Source organism: Streptomyces sp. SID1328, from assembly GCF_009865595.1.
Classification (GTDB): Bacteria; Actinomycetota; Actinomycetes; order Streptomycetales; family Streptomycetaceae; genus Streptomyces; species Streptomyces griseoluteus.
This window is the reverse complement of record NZ_WWKH01000060.1, coordinates 1-16,185: the sequence shown is the minus strand read 5'-3', so window position 1 is coordinate 16,185 and position 16,185 is coordinate 1. Positions and strand designations below refer to the sequence as shown.

14 protein-coding genes are annotated in these 16,185 nt (G+C 69.6%); 2 read left to right on the top strand and 12 right to left on the bottom strand.

Features of this window, described 5'->3' with window-relative positions:
* Nucleotides 1-148 precede the first annotated feature (148 nt).
* The 11 genes from GT030_RS01910 to GT030_RS01860 all read right to left on the bottom strand — a co-directional run bounded on the left by GT030_RS01910 (nt 149) and on the right by GT030_RS01860 (nt 13,603).
* Nucleotides 149-757 carry a hypothetical protein gene (locus GT030_RS01910; protein ID WP_161199511.1) on the bottom strand — a complete coding sequence of 203 codons (609 nt, stop codon included), beginning with the start codon at nt 755-757 and terminating at the stop codon, nt 149-151.
* A gap of 167 nt (nt 758-924) precedes the next feature.
* The gene (locus GT030_RS01905) at nt 925-2,214 is read right to left on the bottom strand and encodes a ThuA domain-containing protein (RefSeq protein ID WP_161199510.1); all 1,290 of its coding nucleotides are present in this window, start codon (nt 2,212-2,214) and stop codon (nt 925-927) included.
* A 25-nt stretch (nt 2,215-2,239) separates the two neighbouring features.
* Nucleotides 2,240-4,396 (bottom strand): RICIN domain-containing protein, encoded by a 2,157-nt coding sequence (locus GT030_RS01900; protein WP_161199514.1) that lies wholly within the window; start codon nt 4,394-4,396, stop codon nt 2,240-2,242.
* A 52-nt stretch (nt 4,397-4,448) separates the two neighbouring features.
* Nucleotides 4,449-5,816: a lectin gene (locus tag GT030_RS01895; RefSeq protein WP_161199509.1), complete on the bottom strand. Its 1,368-nt coding sequence runs from the start codon at nt 5,814-5,816 to the stop codon at nt 4,449-4,451.
* A 418-nt stretch (nt 5,817-6,234) separates the two neighbouring features.
* A complete protein-coding gene (locus GT030_RS01890; RefSeq protein ID WP_346009540.1) occupies nt 6,235-6,774 on the bottom strand; it encodes an alpha/beta hydrolase in 540 nt (179 codons plus the stop codon).
* Between the two features lie 530 nt (nt 6,775-7,304).
* Nucleotides 7,305-8,174, bottom strand: coding sequence for a MurR/RpiR family transcriptional regulator (locus GT030_RS01885; protein WP_161199508.1), 870 nt, complete (start codon nt 8,172-8,174; stop codon nt 7,305-7,307).
* A gap of 59 nt (nt 8,175-8,233) precedes the next feature.
* Complete coding sequence (locus GT030_RS01880) at nt 8,234-9,559, bottom strand: cyanophycinase (protein WP_161199507.1); 1,326 nt, start codon at nt 9,557-9,559, stop codon at nt 8,234-8,236.
* Nucleotides 9,560-9,646: 87 nt separating this feature from the next.
* Nucleotides 9,647-10,873 (bottom strand): M20/M25/M40 family metallo-hydrolase, encoded by a 1,227-nt coding sequence (locus tag GT030_RS01875; protein WP_161199506.1) that lies wholly within the window; start codon nt 10,871-10,873, stop codon nt 9,647-9,649.
* Nucleotides 10,870-11,622 carry an amino acid ABC transporter ATP-binding protein gene (locus GT030_RS01870; protein WP_161199513.1) on the bottom strand — a complete coding sequence of 251 codons (753 nt, stop codon included), beginning with the start codon at nt 11,620-11,622 and terminating at the stop codon, nt 10,870-10,872. The genes GT030_RS01875 and GT030_RS01870 overlap by 4 nt, the downstream gene beginning before the upstream one ends.
* Before the next feature lie 50 nt (nt 11,623-11,672).
* Complete coding sequence (locus GT030_RS01865; RefSeq protein ID WP_161199505.1) at nt 11,673-12,656, bottom strand: amino acid ABC transporter permease; 984 nt, start codon at nt 12,654-12,656, stop codon at nt 11,673-11,675.
* Between the two features lie 2 nt (nt 12,657-12,658).
* Nucleotides 12,659-13,603 (bottom strand): ABC transporter substrate-binding protein, encoded by a 945-nt coding sequence (locus GT030_RS01860; RefSeq protein ID WP_346009538.1) that lies wholly within the window; start codon nt 13,601-13,603, stop codon nt 12,659-12,661.
* Nucleotides 13,604-13,904: 301 nt separating this feature from the next.
* On the opposite strand from GT030_RS01860, the gene GT030_RS01855 reads away from it, so the two are divergent.
* A complete protein-coding gene (locus GT030_RS01855; protein WP_202459571.1) occupies nt 13,905-14,963 on the top strand; it encodes a hypothetical protein in 1,059 nt (352 codons plus the stop codon).
* A gap of 242 nt (nt 14,964-15,205) precedes the next feature.
* On the opposite strand, the gene GT030_RS01850 is transcribed toward GT030_RS01855, so the two are convergent.
* Nucleotides 15,206-15,763, bottom strand: coding sequence for an XRE family transcriptional regulator (locus GT030_RS01850; protein ID WP_161199504.1), 558 nt, complete (start codon nt 15,761-15,763; stop codon nt 15,206-15,208).
* A 147-nt stretch (nt 15,764-15,910) separates the two neighbouring features.
* On the opposite strand from GT030_RS01850, the gene GT030_RS01845 reads away from it, so the two are divergent.
* Nucleotides 15,911-16,185 (top strand): FAD-binding protein (locus tag GT030_RS01845; protein ID WP_346009539.1); only part of this gene is annotated, 275 nt, incomplete at its 3' end.

Below are 16,185 nucleotides of genomic sequence, written 5' to 3'. Positions count from 1 at the left end.
AAGGGCCCCCAGGCGGAGAACATCACCGTCGTCTGACCGTCTGCGGCCCGCGGGTCCCGGAACATGCTCCGGGGCCCGCTCGCCCCGAGGACTTTCGGTGCATGCGTTACGGCCTTCTCTCAGGCCGCGTACGAGAGGTGACGTCGCCTCAGATGGTCGGGGTGTCGTCGACGACCGGCTTGTGAATCTCGACGACCGGCTTCCACCCCGGCGTGAACTCGATGAAGTCCGCACGGGTCGGGTAGGTGTCGATCGCTCGACGGTCACGCTTGGGGCTGTCGCTCCCCTTGCGCCCCCGCGGGATCTGCTCCTCGAAGATGTCGACCTTGACGTCGGGAACCTCCTTGAGGCCCTGGCGCCAGATCTGCACGACGTCGGCGCCGAACGCCTGCCGGGCAGCGGCGTAGAGGGCCGAGAGGGCCCCCTTGTCCCCGCTGGGGACGAAAAGTGCCAGGTCCAGGACGACGCCGGCGGACTGGAGGACCTCGATGGTCTCCGAGCCGTTCTCGTCGGCCGAATAGATTCCGGCTTCGTTCTCGTCGTCGGGAAGGCAGGAGACCTCTTCCTGGAATACGGTCCTCGCCGTTATGGAGCCACCCTCGAAATCCTCACCGGACTTGGTCAGAAAAGCAGGGACATAGCAGCCGGGAAGCTTGAGCTCTGCCGTGTCGGCAGAAACGAAGAGCCTGTCCTTCACGCCGAGCTTCGTCACCTCTTCCAGTGAGAGGCGGCGAGCGGCGATCTTCTCCGTGTTCACGATTTCCCTTTCAGATTGCTCTATCCCTTCGAGCAAGGACGCTACCACGAAAACCCGAGGTCAACTGCCCAGTAATCGTTGGGTACATGGCCTCCGAGAGCGGTCGCATTCCGGTGCGTCGCACTGCATGCGGGACGCCGATGCCGGACGTCCCGCATGCGGTGTGGTCAGCCGGCGACTGCCGCGAAGCTCTGGGCCGGAGAGCCGTCGCAGGCGCGCTGGGTGAGCTGCGCGCTGTTGGTGGCGGCGGACGCCGCCGTGAGGCACTTGCCGCTGTGCCGGGCGGTGAAGTGGTACCGCCCGGCGCTCTCCCGCACCGGGAGCCACTGCTGGTTCGGTCCGCCCCCGTACGCCCACAGCTGGAGCGGCGCGTTGTCGGCGGTGGAGACGCCGGTCACGTCGATGACCTGGTCCGGAGCGGGGCGCACCCCGATGCGCCGGTATCCGTCCCCGGTCCCGGCGAGCCGGAACTGCTGCGCCTGGGTGCCGTTGCAGGCGTACTGCTGGATCGCGGTCCCGTTGGCCGTGGCGGCCGCGCGGGCGTCGACGCAGGTGCCGTTGCCGACGTTGCGCAGCGAGTACCAGGATGTCTCGGAGAGACTGTCGTCCGGCGGAGTGGTACCGCCCGCCCCGCCGAGCCACTTCAGCCCGTCCAGCAGGAACCGGTTCTGCGTCGCGCTGGCGAATGTCGACGACAGACGGGTGTTCGTGTCGTAGTTCATCGCATTGTGGCCGAAGTTCGCGTAGAGCATCCTGTACTTCGTGTTGGTCCACAGGATCGGGTAATAGCCGCTGTACCAGGACTGGTCGGGGTCGGTGCCCAGGGGGAAGCTGCTGGGGTCGACCGAGGCGAGGACCTTGATGTCCGGGTTCTGCCGCAGATCGTTGGACCAGCTGTACCACTCGCTGACCGACGAGGTGAAGGTGGCGGGCAGGTTCACGGTGGAGGGGTGCGAGCGGTCTTCGACCTTGAGGACGGCGGAGGTCGGACCCCAGGTGTTGGACTTGAAGTCACCGCTGCCCAGGAAGGTGTTGTGGTACCAGGACCAGCCGGCCGCGTCCGTGGTGAAGGCGGAGACGTGAAAGCCCATCCACGCCCCGCCGTCGCGCATGTACTGCTCGAACCCGGTGCGCTGAGCGGCGGTCTGCGGCAGGTCGTCGAGGAAGAGGACGACCTGATAGGCGCGCACGCCGCCGTTGGCGAGCAGGTTCCAGTCGTTGCTGGCGGTGTAGGTGAAGCCGTTCGCGGCGGCCTGCTTGGGCAGCCAGTCGTTCGCCTCCTTCTCGAAGTCGATGTGTGCCGCGTCCCAGGTGCCGCTGTAGAGACCGAGCACCTTGAAGGGCGCCGCCGCGGTGTGCGCGTGCGCGGCAGGTGGCGCGGCGAGTCCGAGCAGGGCCACGAGCAGGAGGAGAACCCGCAGGCCGGTGCTGCCGGATCGGGAGCTGATGGTGTGCATCCGCTGATCGGTCCTTCCCTGCGGTCTACGGGTAGTTGGTCAAGTAGGCGACATTGGTGGCGGAGTTGGACGGCCCTCCGGTGTTGTTGATGACGTGGCTGATGGTCCCGGTGCCGCCCAGCGAGACGGTCACCATGTCGTGGAACCTGACGCCGGAGGTGTTCGGCACCTCGAAGGCCCGGTCCGCGACGACGCCGGGGTTGGTACTGAAGTAGCAGTAGCTGCCCAGCCCCCACGCCTCATGGGCGGTGACGGAGCCGGCGACCTTGTACGCGGGGTAGCCCTTGCCTCCGCCGTTCATCCAGGCGGCCTGGTTCGGCGGGTCGTAGGGCATCTCGTTCTGGAAGAAGTACGTTCTGCCGCCGTTGCCGTTCCAGAGGACCTGGGTCTTCTGGAAGTGCTCGACGAACAGGCCGTACGCGGTGACGTCGGCGCCGTTGACGACGAGCCCGGTGTCGGCGGTGTTGGTGGTCCAGCCGACCGTGCCGCTGTTGCCGTGGTCGGCACGCCAGATCCAGGTGTGGTCGATGATCGTGTTCGCGCTGTTGACGACGAGGGAGTCGGTCGCCTTCCCGACAGTGGCGCCGCCGATCCGGACGAAGAAGTCGGACAGCTGGACGGGGTCGGCGGCGTGGCCGGCGGCCGAGCCGTCCGGGCCGATCCGCACGAGCGTGCGGGAGGTGGTGGTGCCCGCGTCGATCAGCAGGCCGGCCAGCTGTATGCCGTCCACGTCGGCGGTGCTGATCGCGGTGATCCCGCCGTCCGGGACGAAGGTGGCCAGACCCATGCCGAGGACGACCGTGTCGGGGCGTGTGATGTTCAGCGTCTGGTCGAGGTGGTAGACGCCGGGGGTGACCAGCAGGTTCTTGCCGGCCGCGAGGGCCGCGTTCAGGTCGGCCGCGGTGGCGCCGGGCTTGACGATGAAGAACTGTTCGAGCGGCAGCGACGTGCCCGCGGGCGTCCTGCCGCTCCAGGTCGTGCCGACCGCGTTCGCGCGCAGCGCGGGCACGAACACCTTGTAGGCGCCGGCCGCGTCCACGTACAGGAAGGGCTTCTCGCGGATCGTGGGGCTGCTCGCGACATTGGTGTACGTCGGGAAGGACTGGGCGGGCGCGCCCTGGTCGCCGACGAAGACCATGTTCCAGTTGGACCCCGCCCAGCTGCCCATCTGGGAGTTGCGGGTGAGGAACTGCTGCTGGGAGCCGGAGCGGATCTGTCCGTCGACCTTGGTGTCGGAGATGAAGCCGCCGCTGGACCAGCCGCCGTCGTCGAGCGCGAGGTTGCCGCGTACGTGCATGCGCCGGTACGGGGCGGCCTGCGAGACGGCCCAGCGGTCGGTGCCGCCGGTCGGGTTGACCGACAGGTTCTCGGCGGCGCGCCAGAAGTTCTGCGTGGCGTTGCCCTGGAACCAGTCGGCCTCCGCGTGCACGGCGCCGTTGATGGTCACGTCGTCCGGGGAGAGGCCGAGGCCGGCGACCTGGGTGTAGAAGCCGACGTTGGCGTCGGCGCTGTAGGTGCCCGGCTTGAACAGCAGGGCCTGACGGGCCGAGCCGAACTGGTTGGTCTGCTGCTGGGCGAAGACCGAGTTCAGCTTGGCCTGGATGGCGGCGGCCGGCATAGACGGGTCGAACACCGTCACGTTCGGGCCGAAGTCCGGGGTGCCGGGCGGGTTCGTCGTGCCACCGCTCAGTGTGAAGGACTGCGCGGCCGTGCCGTTGCAGGTGTACTGGGCGAGCTGCACGCTGTCGGCAGTGGAGGCACCGGGCACGTCCAGGCACTTGCTGCTGTTGCGGTTGACGAAGTGGTACGAGCCGTCGGCCTCGGCGACGGGCAGCCACTGCTGGTTGGCGCCGCTGGAGTACGTCCACAGCTGGACCGCGGCCGAGTCGGCGGTGGACACGTCGGTGACGTCCCAGACCTTGGTGGCGTCGAGGCCGCTGTCGACGCGGTAGTAGCCGCCGCTGGTGGGGACCAGCTGCCAGGTCTGGGCGGCGCTGGCGTTGCAGCCGTACTGCTGGACGGCGGTGCCGTCGCCGCTCGCGGCCGCACGGGCGTCGACGCACTTGCCGCTGCCCTTGTTGATCACGGTGGTGGGACCGGTCGGGATCGCCGCGGCCGCCGCGGGCCGCGCGCTCGCCGATGCCGGCGCGGCGGACTGGAGTCCGGCAGCGGTCGTGGCCACGAGCACGGCCACGGTGAGAGTTCTTAACACGGAAGTCTCCTGGGGCGGGTCGTCAGCCGGTGTACTTGGCGAAGATGCCGGTGAACTGCCAGGCGCTCTGGGCCACGCCCGAGCACGTGTCGTCGTTCGGGTAACCGCCGGAGCAGGGCCGGTCGCGGTTGGCCGACCAGAAGGTGAGGCGCGCGAGGTGGTGCTGTTGCGCGTAGCCGAGGATGGTCTGGAAGTCGGCGGGGGTGACGGTCTCGTTGTCGTCGGTGATCCCGTTCATGGACGAGATGCCCATGCCCCGGTAGGCCTGGTCGTCGCTGTAGCCGTAGGCGCTCTTGAGGGCGTTCTTCAGCCCCTCGGCCGCCCTGGTGGTCAGCGTCCCCATATTCTGTCCCGCGCCGCCGAAGTCGAACGGCATGATGGTCCAGCTGTCGACCTGGAGCCCGGAGTTGGCGGCTCGGTTGATCAGGCTGGTGTCCGGCCCGGACTGCCCCGTGCCGATGGTGACGTACACCTTGATGCCCGGGTTGTTGGCCTTGACCGTCTTGAGCGCGTCCACGGTGCGCTGCTGCACGGTGGCGTTGCTGTACGCCTCGGCCTCGATGTCGATGTCGATGGCCTTGAGCCGGTAGGCGTCGATGACCTTCTGGTACGCGCCGGCCAGCGCCGAGGCGCTGGTGCAGGAGCTTTCCAGCTTGTTGCCGCTGTAGCCGCCGAACGAGGGGATGACGTCGCCGCCCGCGCCCCGCACGGTGTTGATCGTCTGCTGGTCGACGCCACCGGTCAGCGGACGGCCGCCGTCCCACTGCGGGTTGCAGGTGCCGTTGCTGAGGACGAAGGCGAGGGTGAACCACTTGACGCCGGTGGCGTTCATGACGGTGGTCGGATTGGGCGGGCTGCCCCAGCCGTTGTAGAGGTACGGGGCGACGGCCATCGGCGCCGCGGCGGGCGGCGTCCCGCCGCCGGTGGGCGCGGTCCACTTCTGGTTGGCGGCGCCGGTGCAGCTCCAGATCTGGACGGGCGTGCCGTTCGCCGAGGTGTTGCCGGTGACGTCGGCGCACTTGCCGGACTGCTGGCCGACGAGGTCGTGGGCGGCGGAGACGGTCCATTTCTGGTTGGCGGCGCCGGTGCAGTCCCACAGCTGGAGCCTGGCGCCGTTGGCGGTCGAACTGCCGGTCACGTCCAGGCACTTGCCGAGCGCGCGCACCGTGCCGTCGGTTTCGACCGTCCACTGCTGGGCGGCGGTGCCGTTGCAGTCGTAGAGCTGGACGGCCGTGCCGTTGGCGGAGTTGGCTCCCGCCACGTCGAGGCACTTGCCGCCGAGCCCGGTGATGGTGCCGGTGGCCGCGGCGGCCGGAGTCACGGTGAGCGCGCCTGCCGACGCGGTGAGCAGCGCGGCGGCGAGCACACCGCGCAGGGCGGATCTGGGCATGGGGGACATGGGGGTTCACAGCCTTTCAGGAGAGGCCGTCGGTGGGGGGAGTGCTGTTCAAGTACCTGAACTGCGTGTGCATTCATGAAGGTGTGGCGAACGGGAACCTAAAGGTCCAGACCTGGGCCGTCAAGAGTTGACGCCGAAAAGGGCCGCAGGCGCATGGCGTGGACAAGTTCGTGAAGGGGGAGACGCTGACCCACCCGATCACCTGGGTGCGCGACCTGGCCGGCGCGAACGGCAGCCTCGCTGCGGGCGTTCGCCAGTGAGGCCGGTCGAGGACGGGACGGAGGAGACCGAGATGTTCCGGGCCGCCGGTCTTCGACGGCGGCCCGGAACGCGCCGCTGCCTCGGGCAACTCTTCGGGCTCGTCGCGGGGATCACGCCCGGATGCGCGAAGGCGAGGCGGGGCGGCTCTCTACCGCTTCCAGACGTAGTCCTCGGCAGCGTTGAGGATGAGGTCCTTCACCGCCTGCGGATGCGAAATCAGAGAGACGTGTGAGGAGTTGATCTCGACCGTCTTGCGGGCCTTCGCCCGCTTCGCCTCGTACCGCTCCAGGTCGGGGTCGATGGACCTGTCCTGCTTGCCCACCAGCACGTAGACGGGCTTGTCGTGCCAGGCGGCGGCCGTGAGCTTGTCCGCGAAGGCGGAGAGCGCGATCGGCCGTTGGGTGGCGCCCAGCAGATCCGTCTGTGCGACGGGCAGGTCCTGGGCGAAGACCTGGCGGAGTTTGTCGGTCTGCACGTAAAGGTCCGTGCCACTGGTCCCGTCGCCGTTGCGGAAGGGCACCTGGTTGAAAGCCTTCGTGAGTGGCGGAGCCGGGAACTTCGCCGAAAGACTGTTGGAGGACTCGCCGACGTCAGGCATGAGCGCGTTGATGTACACCAGCGCCTTAACGTTGCTGTTCCCCGCGGCGGCCTGGGAGATGACCTCGCCACCGTAGGAGTGGCCGGCCAGGACGATGGGGCCCCTGATGCTCTTCAGGAGGCTTGCGACGTACGTCGCAAGCCTCCTGAAGTATGCCGCGGAGCGGATTGGCCGCGGCGATCACCTTGTAGCCGTTTCTCTGGAGCGGACCCACCACCCCGTTCCAGCTCGAGGCGTCGGCGAAGGCGCCGTGCACGAGCACGATCGTCGGCTTCTCTTCGCCGGCCCCGCCGGACGGTCCGCCCGCGTACGCACCCATCGCCGCAACGGCGGAGGCGGTCCCCGCCAGGACGAGTGCGCCCGCACCCCAGCGGACCGCAGGGGCGCGGTGCCGTGACTTGCCAGATATTCGCATGACGCTCCTTCGACGGCAGGCCGCCTCGTGGCAGCCTGGGGGCTTCAGACTGGTGCAGCCCCTCCGCCTGTGCATGTACGCACTGCCGTCCGGGTGAATCGGACGGCGGTCACGGGTGGGTCGAGGAGTGGACAGGGGTCGGCGTACTCCTGCGCCCGCACCGGTGCCCATGCGAGCCTGCCGAACTGTCGGCGACTCCCTCGCTCTAGGAGAGCAGCCCCGTGGCCCGGGCCAGCCGTTCGCCTTCCTTGAGGCGCGCGTGAGCCTCCTCGCCGAGAGTGTGCACCAGGCCGGCCACGACCGTCTCGATCACAGCCATGGTCGGCACCAGGCTGTCGTACGGGGAGGGGGTGGACACCTGGGCGGCCAGCACCACCTCGGAATGGGCGGCGGCGGGCGACAGCCAGGGGTCGGTGAAGAGGACGACCCGGCCGCCCCGGTCGTGGAGCAGCTCGACGAGCGCCGCCTTGTCCGGCTCGTAGCGCCGGTAATCGAAGACGACGAGGACATCACGGCGTCCCCAGCTCGTCATGGCCGCGGTCCGCTCGACGGTGCGCTCGGACAGCACCGAGACACCATCGCGCAACTGCATGAGATGAAGCGCCAGATACTGGGCCAGGTGGGCGGTGAAGCGGCCGCCGGTGAGCGTGATCCGTCGTTTCGGGTCGCTGAGCAGCTCGACGGCGCGCTCCAGGTCGTGCGGCGGCAGTTCGTCGTAGGTCTGCGCGAGCGCCGCCGTGAAGACCCGACGGCCCTGGTCCAGCAGGCTCTCGTCGCCTTCCTGCTCGCTCGCGCCCCGGCCCGACGACTCGTACAGGGACAGCGGAGAGGCGCTGCGCTCCTCGAGCTCCGCGCGCAGGCCGGACTGGAAGTCGGGAAAGCCCCGGAATCCGAAGCGGCCCACGAACCGCAGCACGGTCGGGGCACTGACGCGGGCCCGTTCGGCCACGACGGCCACCGTCTCGAATCCGGCGGCGGGGTAGTCGGCGAGGAGCACCCTGCCGACCCGGCGCTCCGCGGGGCTGAGTTCCCCCAGCTGCTGGCGGATCTGGTCGGCGAGGGTGCCCTTGGCCATGAAACGTTCCTTTGCGGGGTGAGCGGTGCGTCGAGACTAGCGTCGCGTGCGTCGCCAGGTCAGTCGGTGCCGGCGTCGGAGCCGATGTCCAGGCGCAGGTCCAGCAGCGTCTGCGGCGTGGTGCCGTCCGCGCTGAGCGGTCGGAAGCCACGGGGTTCGGTCAGGGTGACGGTGAACCGGGGGCCGCTCTCGTACGTGGTCGCGGTGGCGGTGCGACGCGTGGAAGCAGCCAGTGCGCGGGCCGTGGTGCGCAGGCTGTACGGCGTGCCAGCGGCGTTGTCGGGGGAGTAGAAGACGTCCGTGTTGGGCGGCACCGGTCCGTGCGAGGCCGGGGCCAGCCGGTCCTTGCCGGGGCTGGCCACCGTTCCCGTACGGGGGTCGTAGCTGTCGCCCGATGTCAGATAGCTGTAGCGGGCGTTGTGCAGGTGCCAGCCCGCGGGCCCTTCTCCCGTGCGGGCGGCGGACAGGTTCAGGACGCTGACGCCCTGGCTGCCGATGACACCCGTCCGCTCGTGCCCGGTCCCCGGACGGTCGACGACGAGAGCCGTGTCCTCGTCCAGGGCGTAGACGATGTCGTGGCCGGTGTCGGCGGCCAGGCGCAGCGCACGTCCCTCGCGTCCCGTGGTCCCGGTGTGGGTGTCGAGCAGCCCCGAGCGCAGGAAGCCGAAACCACCCCGGGGCAGATAGCCGAGGACGGTCGGGTCGTCGAAGTACCCGGGTCTGCTGCCGTCCCGCAGCGCCGGATAGGAATCGCCTCCGGTGACCATGTCGGGGCCGGACGCGATCTGGGCGCCGGCGCTGGAGCCGGAGACCACGGCGCCGTCGGTCAGCTTGGCGCGGATCGCGGCGAGCACCTTGGAGTCGGTGTGCCGTGCGCCGTGCAGCAGAGTGGTGACGTACCGGTACTGATCGCCGCCGCCGAAGAAGAACCCGGTCATCGAGTTGATCTGCCTGACCACCGTGTCGGAGTCGGCGTTGGCGACGTGGTCCAGGTCCACCGGGATCCACTGGGCGTCCCCGGCCCCGTGGCGCCGGAAGAGATCGGCGTAATAGGCGCCGTTGCACTCGGAGTTGCTGCACTTCTCGGGATCGCCCGCGTCCGGGTCCCGGCTGGCGGGCACGGACGCGGCGGTCAGAATGCCGATGCGAGCTCGTCCGGGGCCGCCCGCGCGGCGGACGATCTCCCCGTACACCCGCGTGTTGTCGTCCTTGAGGCCCCCGCCGACCAGCACGAGCGAGCCGGGACCGTGGTGCGATGGCGCCGCACCGGACGGGACGGCGGGGGCCGGGTTCGCGCCGATCACGCCGAGGCAGAGGGCGATACCGGCCGCGCCGACGGTGCGGCGGATGCCACGCGGCGGACGGTGCTTCAAAGGTGTGCTCATCGCGGTGTGCTCCTTGATAGAGGGGTGGGCTGCGCGCGTCGGCCGGGACGCGGGAGGGTCACGGACACGGGTCGGCGTGCGGGCAGGTCACAGGCACGGGCTGCCGTGGGTGTCGCCGACCTCGGTGATCAGGGCCGCCAGGAGAGCGACGCGCCCGGGGACCGAAGACACGTCCAACCACTCGTCGGGGCCGTGGTCCCCGCCGCCCACGGGCCCGAGTCCGTCCAGGACCGGGGTACCGGTCCCGGCGATGATGTTCGCGTCCCCGACGCCGCCGGTCGCGGCCACACCGACCCGCAGCCCGAGCGCTGCTCCGACCCGGAGGGCCGTCTCGGCGAGGCGGCGGACCGGTGCCGTGTCCTCCATCGGCGGGCACACGTCCGTGACCTCCACCACCGCGCGGGTGCCGGGAACCGACGGGGTACGGGCCAGGTCCTCGACCGCCCTGCGGCACTCGTCGAGGCCCTGTGCGCTCGACGACCGGATCTCGACGTGCAGCTCCGCCTCGGCGGGCACGATGTTGGGCCGTGAACCGGACCGCAGCACGCCGACGTTGACGCTCACGTCCGGGAACCGGCCGTTCAGGGCCTGGAGAGCGACCACAAGGTGGGCCGCGGCCAGGGCGGCGTGGGCGCCCCGCTCCGGTTCGATCCCGGCGTGCGCGGCGCGGCCGGTGACCGTGACGCGGAGATCGGCCACGCCCTTGCGTGCGATGACCAGGTCACCGTTCTCCCGTGCGCACTCCAGCGCGAGCGCGCAGTCGGCCTCGGCCGCGGCGGCCTCGGTCACCGGGCGGCTCACCGGTGACCCGATCTCCTCGTCGGGCGTCGCCAGCAGGACGAGTTCGGCGTACTGGTCCCAGCCGAGCGCGTCGAGCGCGTCGATGGCATGGATCCCGGCGAGGAGCCCGCCCTTGTCGTCGCTGACGCCGGGGCCGTGCGCGTGATCGCCCCCCACGGTGAAGGGACGCGCCGCCGCGGTGCCGTCGTCGAACACGGTGTCCATGTGGCCGGCCAGGAGAATACGGCGCGCGCCGTCCACGTGCGCGAGCGCGCCCGCCCGGCGCGCCACGAGAACGTCTCCGGCGGCCTGCCCCGTGGGCAGCGTGCCACCGGACAGCCGCTCCACGGTGAAACCGAGCCCGTACATGCGGCCCTCGACCCAATCGGCGACGCGATTGACGCCGTCGGCGCTGTACGAGCCGGAGTCCACCGCGACCAGCTGTGCGAGTTCGTCGAGGTAGCGGGGGAGGAAGGTGCGGGTGAGCGCCAGGAGGCTGTCCGTGGTGGGACGGCCGGCGACCGGGGCGCTCACAGGACCTTCGACAGGAAGGCACGGGTGCGCTCCTGCTGGGGCCGGGTCAGTACGTCCCGCGGATCGCCCGCTTCCAGCACGACTCCGTCGTCCATGAAGACGGCGGTGTCGGCGACCTCGCGGGCGAAGCCGATCTCATGGGTGACCACCACCATGGTCATGCCGTCCTCGGCGAGGGACCGCATGACGTCCAGAACGTCACCCACCAGCTCCGGATCGAGTGCGGAGGTCGGCTCGTCGAACAGCATGAGCCGCGGCTTCATGGCCAGTGCCCGGGCGATCGCGACACGCTGTTGCTGGCCGCCGGACAACTGGGCGGGGTGATGCTGCGCCCGGCCGGCGAGGCCGACACGGTCCAGGAGCCCCATCGCCTCCTCGCGGACCTGTGCTCGCTGACGACGTGCCACCCGTACGGGCGCCTCGGTCACGTTCTCCAGGGCGGTCAGATGCGGGAAGAGGTTGAAGCGCTGGAACACCATGCCGATGGAGCGCCGGTGCTCGGCCACCTCGCGTTCGCGCAGTTCGTACAGGTTGCCGCCGCGTTCGCGGTAGCCGACGGGCACTCCGGACACGGTGAGACGGCCGCCGTCGATCTTCTCGAGGTGGTTGATGCAGCGCAGGAAGGTCGACTTGCCCGATCCGGAGGGGCCCAGCAGGCAGCACACCTGACCGGGTTGCACGGTCAGGTCGATGCCCTTGAGCACCTCCAGGCGGCCGAAGCTCTTGCGTACACCCTCGGCGCGCACCATCGGCTCGGCCATGGTCGGCGTGGCGCCCTGCGCGGTCGGTGGGGCGGTGGTCATGCCGAATCCTTCGTGGTCTCGTTCGTGCCGGCCTGGGCGGTCGCGGGCTTGCGGGCGAGGACACCGCCGGAGACCAGGCGGACCAGCGGCGACACCCGGCCGGCGGACTGCCCGCGGCCGTAACGGCGTTCCAGCCAGGCCTGCGGCAGGCTCAGCAGACTGACCAGGACCAGGTACCAGAGGCTGGCGACCGTGAGCATCGGGATGACCTGATAGTTCTGCGCGTACACGTCCTGGATGTTCGACATCAGGTCATGAGCGGCGATCACCGAGACCAGCGCGGTCATCTTGAGCATGTTGATGGTCTCGTTGCCCATCGGCGGGATGATCACGCGCATCGCCTGCGGCAGCACGATCCGGCGCATGGTGAGGGCCGGCCGCATGCCGAGCGAGTGGGCGGCCTCGGTCTGTCCCGGATCGACGGACTGGATACCCGCGCGCACGATCTCGCTCGCATAGGCGGCCTCGTTGAGCCCCAGGGCCAGCAGCGCGGCGACCGAGGGGGTGAGAAGGGCGTTGGTGTCCCCGCTGAAGAAGGTGATGTCGGTGAACGGGACACCGATCAAGACCTTCTTGTAGAGGGCGGCGGCGTACCCCCAGAAGATGATCTGGACCAGCAGCGGCGTGCCCCGGAAGAACCAGACGAACAGCGTCGACAGGCCGTACAGCACCGGATTCCGCGACAGGCGGAGCACGGCCAGCAGCGTGCCGAGAACCAGGCCGAGCGCCATCGCGGCCACGGTCAGCCACAGTGTGGTGGCCAGGCCGTCGAAGATCAGCCCCTCGAAGAGGTAATCCCCGACGATGTCCCAGTGCAGGTTGGCATTGCGCGCGAGCGAGCCGAAGAGGCCGCCGACGGCCAACAGGGCGGCGAGCGCCGCGATCCAGCGGCCCCAGTGCCGGATCGGCACGATCCGCGGCTCGTCAGGAGGCGGGGCATCGGTGCGGGACGTGCCCGCGGTGACGGAAGCGGTGGTCATGATCAGTCCACCGCCGCGTTCTTCGTGGCGCTCTTCAGGGCGATCGACGCGACGCCGTACTTGGCGTAGATCTTCCTGACGGTGCCGTCGTCGATGAGTGACTGCAGCGCCTTCTGTACGGCGTCGGTCAGCTGGGGCAGCTTCTTGGATATCGCGATGCCGTTGGGGGAGGCGTTGTAGCCGCCGGGCGCCTCGGGATCCTCGACCAGGTCGAAGGCCTTGCCCGCGTCGGCGGTCTTCGCGGTCCAGCCGGCGGCGGGCTTCGTCAGGACCTCGGCGTCCACCCTGCCGGAGCGCAGGGCCAGTTGGGCGTCGGAGTCCTTCGGGTACGTCTGGATCTCCAGCTGCCTGCCCCCACACTCCTTCTGGTGCGCCTTGAGCAGCTTCAGCTGGTTCGTCGCCGCCTGCACGGCGACCTTGCGGCCGCACAGGTCGTGCAGCGTCGCGATCTTCTTCGGGTTGCCCTCGGCGACGAGTATCCCGGAGCCCGACTGCGAGTAGTCGACGAAGTCGACGACCTGCTGACGTTCCTTGTTGTCGGTGATCGCCGACATCGCCGCGTCGAACTTGCCGGCCTGGATCGCCGGGACGATGCCGTCGAACTTCTGCGGGGTGAACTTGAGGGTCACGCCGAGCCGCGCTCCCAGCGCCTGCCCCAAGTCGTAGTCCAGGCCGGTCAGTTCGCTGCCGCCCTCCTTCACGAACATCTCGAAGGGTGCGTAGGGCACGTCGGAGGCGACGCGCACGGTACCCGCCTTCTTGACGGCGTCCGGCAGCGAGGCGTGCAGCTGAGCGTCCTTCTTGACCGTGACCCCGGCGATCTTCAGCGAGGCGGGTGCTTTGGCGGCGGTGCCGTCGGAGTCGGTGCCGCACGCTCCGAGGAGGCAGGCGAGCGCTGTGGTGGCAGCGGCCGGAACGAGGTGGCGCGATGCGGATCTGAAAGTCACGGAGGTCTCTCTTCGCTAGCGGCGGAGCCGGCGGGCGGTACGAGCACGGAAATTACATCGCGCACGAAGATCTGCATAGATGTAACGGTCGTTACGTTCGGGTAACGCGATACGGCGACCTACTTGAAGCGCCACCTGGCGGCCCAAGTCGGGGCACTAGGCTGCATCGTTGGGTGGCGGCGGGAGATTATCGCGATTACATATGGCGCCCGCATAGCCAGAGTTGTATGTTCCGAGTCCGCCTCCGGGTGTGGGCGGCGTACTCACGCCGCGCCAAGAGGCGTGAGCGGAAGGAGACTCCGTGAAATCTTTCTTCGTCGGCCGTGGTGCCCTGCGCACGACGCTGCTGGCCTCGATGCTCGCCGTGACCTGCGCGGGACTTGCGGCACCGCCCGCCGAGGCGCGGGCCGATCGGGTCCGTCTGGGCAGCGCGAGCGATGCGAGCCGCGCGTCCTGGTCCGGCCCCGCCTTCACGATGAACGGCGACGGTGGTGTCGTCGCCGCGTCGATGGGCCGCGCGATCGACGCGGTCCGCGGCGGGAGCGGCAGCCTCGACGTCGTGGTCCTGGCGGGTTCGGCCCCCTCGTCCGGCAGCGCCACCCCCGAATGCGACACGGTGATGGGTCTCGCGGGCGTCAACTCCTGCACGACCTGGACCCTCACCGCCGCTTCGGACGGCAACAACGCACAGGTGAACCAGGACATCCGCAACGCCGAGTTCGTCTACTTCGCCGGCGGCGACCAGTGCCGTTACGCGGCGTGGAAGGGCACCGACCTCCAGGCGTCGGTCAAGTCAGTCGTCGCCAAGGGCGGCGGAGCCGGGGGCGGCAGCGCCGGCACCCACATCAACAGCTCCGTCGTGTACGACGCATGCAGGGGAAGCATCACCAGCAGTGAGGCGCTCGCCAATCCCTACGACTCGTACGCCACCTTCACCACCGGCATGTTCTCCTGGCCCCATTACGCGGACACGATCAACGACTCCCACTTCGTCGCCCGCGACCGGATGGGCCGCCTGATGTCCTTCACCGCGAGAGCGGTCAAGGACGGCCTGACGGCCGGGGGCAAGGCGTGGGGCGTCGGCGTCAACGAAGGCGGGGGCTCGCTCTACCTCGACGCGCAGGGCAAGGCGACGCTCTACGGCGCCGACGCCTACGTCGTCCTCGCCGACCACCAGCCCGAGCGGGCGGTCTCAGGCCAGTCGCTGACGTACAGGAACTTCAAGATCTGGCACCTGAAGCCGGGCGCCACGTTCGACTTCGCCCAGCGCCCCACCTGCGGCTATTACCTGCGCAGCGTCACCAACGGCCGGCCCGATTCCGGGCTCTACGACGGAACACCGTCGGGTTCGTGCGGCTGAACGACTGACCTCGGCGGCCACTGACTTCGCGACCCTTTCCTTCGTCACGGCCCTGCTGGCCGCCGTCGAGGCGGGCGCACTCGCCCGTCTCGACGGCGACACCCCCCTGCTCCGAATGTTCACGGAACCGGTAGGCCGGGGCGCACCAGCCGAGGAGGAATCGCCACGGACTGACGCGGACTCTCCAGAGGTCCCTTAGCCACCGCCCGACCGGTGCTCCCCCGAAGCGGCGCACGCCTCGTTCACTGGTGCACATGCGCCCGCTGCCCGTCACGATCGAACACCATGATCAGCTCGGCTGGAGCGTCCAGCGCCGTGATCGCGTGCGGGATCATCGTCGCGAACTCCGCCGCCTCTCCGGCGTCGACGTCGATCTGCCGCTCGCCCAGCCACAGCCGCACGCGTCCCTCGAGCACGAGAAACCAGTCGTGGCCCGGATGCACCCGCTGGCCGGGCCGTCCCTCGGACGGCTCGACGCGCATCTTCACCGCGACCATGCGGCCGTCCGGACGGCTCAGCGGCCACGTCGTCCGGGTGCCGCTGCTGTGTGCGACCGGGCGGATGACGACATCGTCGTCGGTGGGCACCTCGAAGAGCACGTCGAGGCTGACCTGGAGAGCGTTGGCCAACGGTACGAGCACATCGAGGCTCAGCGTGCGCCTGCCCGTCTCGACCCGGCTGATGGTCGACGGGCTGAGGTTGGTCCGCTGGGCCAGCTCGTCGAGGGAGTACCCCAGGGTGGTGCGCAGGCTGCGCAGGCGGGACCGCGCCAGGGCTTCGATGTCGGCTGCTCCGTTCACACTCCCATCTTTCCATTCCTTGCTGATTCTGCAAGAACCTTTGCGTAAAACGCCGGACGCCGTACGGTCGGGTCCATGAGCACCCATCCCGCGCAGAGCCGGCCGTCGGCCCATTCCGAGCACGCGAGTCACTCCCAACACCCCACCATGCAACGGCACTGCGACGTCGCCGTGATCGGTGGTTCGGCCGCCGGTCTCGCCGCCGCGCTGCAACTCTCCCGCCAGCGTCGCGGCGTCGTCGTGGTCGACGACGGCACCCCGCGCAACGCCCCGGCCGCGCACATGCACGGCTACCTGGGGCATGAAGGTGTCTCGCCCGGTGCACTCACGGAGGCCGGGCGCGAGGAGGTACGCGCGTACGGCGGGGAGGTGCTGTCCGGCCGGGTCGTCGGAGTGCACCGTCATGGCGACGGCCAGTTCCG

Excerpts from the sequence above, each read along its gene's own strand:
- GT030_RS01905 (WP_161199510.1), bottom strand. The coding sequence starts at position 2,214 with ATGCACACCATCAGCTCCCGATCCGGCAGCACCGGCCTGCGGGTTCTC.
- GT030_RS01895 (WP_161199509.1), bottom strand. The coding sequence starts at position 5,816 with ATGCCCAGATCCGCCCTGCGCGGTGTGCTCGCCGCCGCGCTGCTCACC.
- GT030_RS01885 (WP_161199508.1), bottom strand. The coding sequence starts at position 8,174 with ATGGCCAAGGGCACCCTCGCCGACCAGATCCGCCAGCAGCTGGGGGAA.
- GT030_RS01880 (WP_161199507.1), bottom strand. The coding sequence starts at position 9,559 with ATGAGCACACCTTTGAAGCACCGTCCGCCGCGTGGCATCCGCCGCACC.
- GT030_RS01870 (WP_161199513.1), bottom strand. The coding sequence starts at position 11,622 with ATGGTGCGCGCCGAGGGTGTACGCAAGAGCTTCGGCCGCCTGGAGGTG.
- GT030_RS01865 (WP_161199505.1), bottom strand. The coding sequence starts at position 12,656 with ATGACCACCGCTTCCGTCACCGCGGGCACGTCCCGCACCGATGCCCCG.